Genomic DNA, 487 nt, shown 5'->3' on the forward strand with positions numbered 1-487 from the left:
ACTAAATCTTTGGAGCCTAGACATAGCAATCATTCTGTAGGTAACGCAGTCGTGCATCTTGTATGGATACCTAAACGAAGGCGTAAAGTTTTGGTAGGTGAAGTAGCTAAACGGTTAAGACAAATATTTTATGATTTAGCTTCATTGAAAGACTGGGATATTCTTGCGTTAGAAGTTGCACCAGACCATGTGCATCTATTCGTGGAATATCAACCAACTTATGCAATTAATCAAATAGTTAAATTTTTTAAAGGTAGGTCATCTTATTTACTTAGAAGCGAGTTCCCAGATTTAAAAAAGATGCCTAGTATGTGGACTAATAGCTATTTTTATTCCACTGCTGGGAATGTGAGCGCATCTGTAATCAAAAAATATATTGAAGACCCACATCACAAATAGTAGATGTCACGGTGAATAAATTCACCGTTGGCGCTACATCCCTGCTCTAAAGAGACAGGGTTTTGCACCTATCGCGCTTGTCTTATAA

1 protein-coding gene is annotated in these 487 nt (G+C 37.4%); it reads left to right on the plus strand.

What is annotated here, in order from left to right; translation table 11 throughout:
- Nucleotides 1–9 precede the first annotated feature (9 nt).
- A complete protein-coding gene (gene tnpA, locus AABK37_RS41850) occupies nt 10–399 on the plus strand; it encodes an IS200/IS605 family transposase (RefSeq protein ID WP_432557252.1) in 390 nt (129 codons plus the stop codon).
- Nucleotides 400–487: the final 88 nt, after the last annotated feature.

The sequence above is a fragment of the Tolypothrix sp. VBCCA 56010 genome, from assembly GCF_050875635.1.
In the GTDB taxonomy this organism is placed as follows: Bacteria; Cyanobacteriota; Cyanobacteriia; order Cyanobacteriales; family Nostocaceae; genus Hassallia.